At 64.8% G+C, this 6,725-nt stretch carries 5 protein-coding genes; all 5 read left to right on the forward strand.

The annotated features are described in order from the left end of the window. Positions 1–2,817: isoleucine--tRNA ligase (ileS, locus tag QZV93_RS06520; protein WP_295556971.1), on the forward strand; the 2,817-nt coding region annotated here is incomplete at its 5' end. Beyond that, positions 2,814–3,350 (forward strand): signal peptidase II, encoded by a 537-nt coding sequence (gene lspA / locus QZV93_RS06525; protein ID WP_295556972.1) that lies wholly within the window; start codon positions 2,814–2,816, stop codon positions 3,348–3,350. The genes ileS and lspA, both read left to right, overlap by 4 nt. A gap of 50 nt (positions 3,351–3,400) precedes the next feature. After that, positions 3,401–3,892, forward strand: a complete 492-nt coding sequence (locus QZV93_RS06530; RefSeq protein WP_295556973.1) for a hypothetical protein — start codon at positions 3,401–3,403, stop codon at positions 3,890–3,892. A 231-nt stretch (positions 3,893–4,123) separates the two neighbouring features. Further along, entirely contained in the window at positions 4,124–5,518 is a 1,395-nt protein-coding gene (locus tag QZV93_RS06535; RefSeq protein ID WP_295556974.1) for a pitrilysin family protein, read from the forward strand. Between the two features lie 74 nt (positions 5,519–5,592). Then, positions 5,593–6,725, forward strand: a 1,133-nt coding sequence (locus QZV93_RS06540) for a pitrilysin family protein (RefSeq protein WP_295556976.1), incomplete at its 3' end; no start/stop codon positions are given.

Consider the following 6,725-nt stretch of genomic DNA (forward strand, 5'->3'; position numbering starts at 1 on the left):
AGCCAGCAGATGCTGGGCTTCGATTCCAACTACGTGCCGGGCTGGGACTGCCACGGGTTGCCCATCGAATGGAAGATCGAGGAGCAGTATCGCGCCAAGGGCCGCGAGAAGCCGAACTTCTCCGATCCGGCGGCGATCAACGCGTTCCGCGACGAGTGCCGCAAGTTCGCCGAGAAATGGGTCGACGTGCAGCGCGAGGAGTTCCAGCGCCTCGGCGTGATCGGCGACTGGGCGCATCCCTATCTGACCATGAGCTATGCGGCGGAAGCGACCATCGCACGCGAGCTGATGAGGTTCGCCGCCAACGGGCTGCTCTATCGCGGCTCGAAGCCCGTCATGTGGAGCGTGGTCGAGAAGACGGCGCTGGCGGAAGCGGAGGTCGAGTATCAGGATTATCAGAGCGACGCGGTGTGGGTGAAGTTTCCGATCCTCGGCGAAACGGCCGACCGGGTTCTGCCGCCCGAGACGGTCGCTAAAATGACGGAAAAGGAAAAAACCGCCTACGAGGCGGAGCGCAAACATCGCTATGCAGGAAAGACCTTCCTCAGCGATCTCAACGCCAGTGTCGTCATCTGGACCACGACGCCGTGGACGATCCCCGGAAACCGCGCCATCAGCTTTTCGTCGAAGATCGACTACGCGGCCTACGAGGTCGTCGCCGCGCCGGACGGGAACTGGGCGAAGCCTGGCGATGTGTACGTTCTCGCCAAGCGGTTGGCCGACGACGTGTTCAAGGCCGCGAAGGTCACCGAACACAAGCTTCTCCGCGACGTCCACGTCGAGGACATCGTGACCTGCTATCATCCGCTGCGGGGCCTCGCCGGCGGGTATGACTTCCTGGTGCCGCTGCTCGACGGCGATCACGTCACCGACGACACGGGTACGGGCTTCGTGCACACGGCGCCGGGGCACGGCGCGGACGACTACAACATCTGGATCGCCAACCAGAAGGCGCTGCGCGACCGCGGCATCGATACGACGATCCCATTCACGGTCGATGCCGACGGCGTGCTGACCAAGGAAGCGCCGGGCTTCACGGGCAAGCGCGTGCTCAAGGAGAACGGCGACAAGGGCGATGCCAACGACGCGGTGATCAAGGCGCTGGCGGAAGCCGGCAACATCATCGCGCGCGGACGCTTGAAGCATCAGTATCCGCATTCGTGGCGCTCGAAGAAGCCGGTCATCTTCCGCAACACGCCGCAGTGGTTCATTGCGATGGACAAGCACTTCGAGGGCGCGGAAGGGACGTTGCGGCAGGTGGCACTCAGAGAGATCCAGGCGACGGAGTGGGTGCCGGAGGCGGGCGAGAACCGCATCACGGGCATGATCGCCAACCGGCCGGACTGGGTGGTTTCGCGCCAGCGCGCGTGGGGCGTGCCGATCACCGTGTTCGTCGCCAAGCGCGACCATGACGGCTTCAAGGAAGGCGACATCCTGCGCGACGAAACCATCAACGCGGCCATCGCTGCGGCCTTCGAGGCCGAGGGCGCGGACGCGTGGTTCGCGGAGGGCGCTGCCAAACGCTTCCTCGCGCCCAAATACGATCCTGCGGACTGGGAGCAGGTGCGCGACGTGCTCGACGTGTGGTTCGATTCCGGCTCCACGCACGCGTTCGTGCTCGACGATCCGAAGCAGTTCCCCGGCCTTGCCGGCATTAAACGCGTGCGGAATGGCGGGCCGGACAGGGTGATGTATCTCGAGGGCTCGGACCAGCATCGCGGCTGGTTCCACTCGTCGCTTTTAGAATCCTGCGGCACGCGGGGCGAGGCGCCCTATGACGTGGTGCTCACGCACGGCTTCATCCTCGACGAGAAGGGCGAGGACAAGATGTCGAAGTCGAAGGGCAACGTGCTGTCGCCCCAGGACGTGATGAAGACGTCGGGCGCTGATATCCTGCGGCTCTGGGTGGCCTCCGCCGACACGACAAACGACATCCGCTTCGGGCCTGCTATCGTGCAATCGGCGGCGGAATCCTACCGCAAGCTCAGGAACACGGTGCGCTGGATGCTCGGCGCGCTGCACTACTATTCGCCCGAGCTGATGGTGCCGCGCGCGGATCTGCCGGAGCTCGAGCGGCTGATGCTACACCGGCTCGTGGTCCTCGACGCGGAGATCCGCGCGGCTTACGCGGCCTACGACTACCGTGGCGTGATCGCGGCGCTGTCGCCGTTCATGAACACGGATCTTTCGGCGTTCTATTTCGATATCCGCAAAGACACGCTCTACTGCGAGGCCTACTCGAGCGTGAAGCGGCGCGCGGCCCTGACGGTGATCGACCAGATCTTCGGTTGCGTCGCGTCGTGGCTGGCGCCGATCCTCTCCTTCACGGCCGAGGAAGCCTGGATCCATCGCTATGGCGCGGAGAACAGCGTGCATCTCGCCGCCTTCCCGACCGTCCCCAGCTCCTGGCGCGACGATGCGCTGGCCGAGAAGTGGGAGCGCGTGCGCGACGTACGCCGGGTGGTCACGGGTGCCATCGAGATCGAGCGTGCGGCGAAGCGCATCGGATCGAGCCTCGAGGCCGCGCCCGAGATCTTCGTGACCGATGCCGCAACGCTGGAAGCGATCCAAGGGATCGACCTCGCCGAGATCTCCATCACAAGCGACGCCACGCTCGCGCGCAAGCTGGCGCCCGAAGGTGCGTTCACGCTGCCCGAGGTGCCGGGGGTCGGTGTCATCGTGCATCGCGCCGAAGGTAAAAAATGCGCGCGCTCGTGGAGGATCACCTCCGACGTGGGATCGGACGCCGCCTATCCGGACCTCTCGGCCCGTGACGCGGCGGCGGTGCGCGAACTCGACGCAAGGGCCGACGCATGACGATGACCGCCGAGGACAGCCGTCTCAAGCGCTGGCTGTGGGGTGCCGGCTCGCGCACCGCGCTGCAGGTCGCCGCGGTCGCGTTCGTCGTCGATCAGGCCCACAAGTGGTGGATGCTGCTCGTTTACCGTATCGTGGAGAAGGGGCGCGTCACCATCACGCCGTTCTTCGACCTAGTGTTCGTCAAGAACACGGGCATCAGCTATTCGCTGCTCGACCAGTCCAGCTACGGCTGGCAGGTTGTTCTTGCTTTGTTTTCCGTCGTCGTCTCGCTGGCGCTGTGGATCTGGCTGGCGGTGGCCGGAACCGGGCGGGTGATGGCCTGGGCGATCGGCCTGATCATCGGGGGAGCGCTCGGAAACGGCCTGGATCGGCTGCTGATCGGGGGCGTTGCGGACTTCTTCTCCCTGCACGCTTTCGGCTTTTACTGGTACGTCTTCAATATCGCCGACGTGGCCATTGTTGCCGGGGTAGCACTGCTCCTGTATGACTCGTTTCAAGGGAGTCGCAATGACGCCGCAAACCCGATGTAGCCCGTGCTGTGTAAGGCTCGGATCTCAATCGGCAAATAAAGGGCGCGCGATTGACTAGGACCAGGACTTCGATCGGCTGGCTGACGGGTGCGCGATTCGCGCGCGCGGTGGCCGTTTCGTGCGCGCTCGTCGTTGCTGGCTGCGCCGCGGACGATGTCGAGTTCAACGGCAAGATCTTCGACGCCGTAGGGCTCAATCAGAAGACCAAGTCGGCCGAGCCGAAAATGGTGGCGCGGACACCGCTGGTGATGCCGCCGAGCGCCGACCGTGTTCCCGAGCCGGGCCTGCCGCCCGAGGGACAGGCGCCCGAGGTTGCGGCGCTTGCCGATCCCGATGCCCAGAAGAAGACCAGCCGGGCCGAGCTCGAGCGCCAGCAGGCGGAGTACTGCAAAAAGAACTACGAGATGGCCAAGGCGCTCGGAGACAACGATGCGGACCTGGCCACCGGGCCGCTCGGCCCTTGCAAGGGCTCCGTCATCACCGCCATCAAAAACTGGACCAAGGGCGACGACGACAGCGTCGAGGGGCAAGTCGAGGAGTAGGCTTGTCCGCTGTTCCAGGATGCCAGGTTCGCAGCTTTCGATTTCCTTTACATTTCAGTCGGCTATTTCCACGCCCCACGCCGCCGTTCACCGCGACATGAACGCGATGTCATTTGACAACGCGGGCCCGTATGCCGAGATCACGTGCAGCCCCATTCTGCCCCTCCGGCCGGCGCCGGACGGCCAGGGCCCCGCAAGCGATCTCTCGCCGCCGAGGATCTCGAGGATCATATGAAGCAGTCACCGGGCGCTTCGCGCCTTTTCACCTGGATCGCCACGATCATGCTCGCCATCGCTCCGTCCCAGCTCCACGCCCAGCCTCGCACCAGCGAATTCAAGCTCGCCAATGGCCTGCAAGTAGTCGTCATTCCCGATCATCGCGCGCCCGTCGTTACGCACATGATCTGGTACAAGGTCGGTGCTGCCGACGAGCCCAAGGGCGTATCCGGCATCGCGCACTTCCTCGAGCACCTGATGTTCAAGTCGACGGACAAGATCCCGCTCGGCGAGTTCTCGAAGATCGTGGCGCGGCTCGGCGGCAACGACAACGCCTTCACCGGACACGACGTGACCAGCTACTTCCAGCGCGTCGCCAAGGACAAGCTCGAGACCATGATGGACATGGAGGCGGACCGCATGGTCAACCTCCGGCTGACCGAGAAAGAGGTGCTGACCGAGCGCGACGTCATCCTGGAGGAGCGCCGCAGCCGCATCGAGAACAATCCGGCCGCGATCATGGACGAGCAGATGAACGCGGCGCTCTACTACTCGCATCCCTACGGCATCCCGGTGATCGGCTGGGAGCACGAGATGGCGAAGCTTTCGCCACAGGACGCGCTGACCTTCTACAAGCACTTCTACGCACCGAACAACGCGGTGCTGGTCGTGGCCGGCGACGTGACGGCCGACGAGGTGCGTGCGCTGGCCGAAAAGACCTACGGCAAGATCCCCGCCAATCCCGCCGTCAGCGCCGCGCGCAACCGCCCGCAGGACCCGCCCCAGCGCGCCGCCCGCCGCGTCGAATTCTCCGACCCGCGCGCCGGCAACGCTTCCTTTCATCGCGACTACGTGGTGCCGAGCTACATGACCGCGAAGCCGGGCGAGGCGGAAGCGCTCGACCTGCTGATGAAGATCGCGGCGGACGGAGCGACGAGCCGTCTCTACAAGCGCCTGGTGGTCGACGAGAAGATCGCCTCGTCTGCCGGCGGCGCATACTCGGGCTCCGGTCTCGACTACGGGACCATCAGCCTCTATGCGGTGTCCGCAGATGGGCCCGAGCTGCTGCCCAAGATCGAAGCCTCGATCGACAAAGTGCTGGCGGAGATCCGCGACAACGGCGTAACAGAAGCCGAGCTCAAGCGTGCCCGCTCGAGCTATATCGCCGACTACATCTACGAGAACGACGATCAAGCCTCGCTCGCCCGGCGCTATGGCTGGGGGCTCGCGCTCGGACGTACGGTCGCCCAAATCGAGGGCTGGCCGGATGCGCTCTCCAAGGTGACGGTTGACGACATCAAGCGCGCGGCGGTCACCTACCTGGATCTCAAGCGCTCGGTGACGGGCTACCTCACGCCCTCGGAAGGCGACGCCCACGCCGAGCAGCCGGCGCCGAAGAGCCGCTCGTAGAGGTCATGTTCGCTCGTGCTTCTGACGGAACATCGCTGCACACTTTTCCGGAAGCACTCGTCAGGGATTACCCAATGGATATGCTTCGCCGTCCTCTCGCGCGCATCGGCACGGCAATGCCGCTCGCCTTTCTGATGCTCGCTTTCGGTCTCACCCTTACCAGGCCCGCTTACGCCATGAAAATCGAAGAAGTCACCAGCCCCGGCGGACTCAAGGCGTGGCTCGTCGAAGCGCACGAAAACCCGCTGCTTGCGCTCAAGTTCTCGTTCGAGGGCGGAAACTCGCAGGATCCGCCGGGTAAGGACGGGGTGGCAAACTACCTTTCGGCGATGCTCGACGAAGGCGCAGGCGACATCACGTCGAGCGACTTCCAGGAGCAGATGGAAAGCCTGGCGATGCGCATGCGCTTCGAGGATTCGCGCGATGCCTTCTACGGCAACTTCGAGACGCTGACGGAGAACCGCGCAGAATCGGCGAAGCTGCTCAAGCTGGCGCTCACCAAGCCGCGCTTCGACACGGATGCGGTCGAACGCATCCGCGGCCAGCTGCTCGCCAACCTCGTCTACTCGGATCGCGATCCCGAGAAGGTGGCGGCCAAGGAGTGGTTCGCGGTGGCGTTTGCCGGCCATTCCTACGCGCGGCCCTCCCAGGGCACGGCCGAGACCGTGAAGGCGATCACGCGCGAGGATCTCGAGGCCTATCGCAAGCGGATCTTCGCGCGCGGCAATCTCAAGGTGGTTGCCGTCGGCGATATCACGCCGGAAGAGCTCGGCAAGCTGCTCGACGACGTGTTCGGCGAGCTGCCTGAGAAGGCCGAGATCCTGCCCGTTCCCCTGACACAGCCGGGCAAGGGCACCGAGAAATGGATCCCGATGGACGTCCCGCAATCGGTCGCGGTGTTCGGGCTTCCGGCCATGCCGCGCAAGGATCCCGACTTCCTGACGGCCTTCGTGCTCAACCAGCTCATCGGCGGCGGCGGGTTCGCCTCGCGGCTGATGGAGGAGGTGCGCGAGAAGCGCGGGCTCGCCTACTCGGTCTACAGCTACCTGCAGCCGTTCAAGCACACGTCGATCCTCTCCGGCGGCGTGGCGACGCGCGCGGATGCAATCCAGCAGTCGCTCGACGTGATCCGCAAGGAGCTGAAGCACGTCGCCGACGAAGGGCCGACGCCGGACGAGTGGGAGAACGCCAAGAAGTACCTGATCGG

The organism is uncultured Hyphomicrobium sp. (assembly GCF_902826555.1).
Classification (GTDB): domain Bacteria; phylum Pseudomonadota; class Alphaproteobacteria; order Rhizobiales; family Hyphomicrobiaceae; genus Hyphomicrobium_C.

What these genes read in the sequence shown, in the direction of transcription:
- lspA (WP_295556972.1), top strand. Translation starts at nt 2,814, where the DNA reads ATGACGATGACCGCCGAGGACAGCCGTCTCAAGCGCTGGCTGTGGGGT.
- QZV93_RS06535 (WP_295556974.1), top strand. Translation starts at nt 4,124, where the DNA reads ATGAAGCAGTCACCGGGCGCTTCGCGCCTTTTCACCTGGATCGCCACG.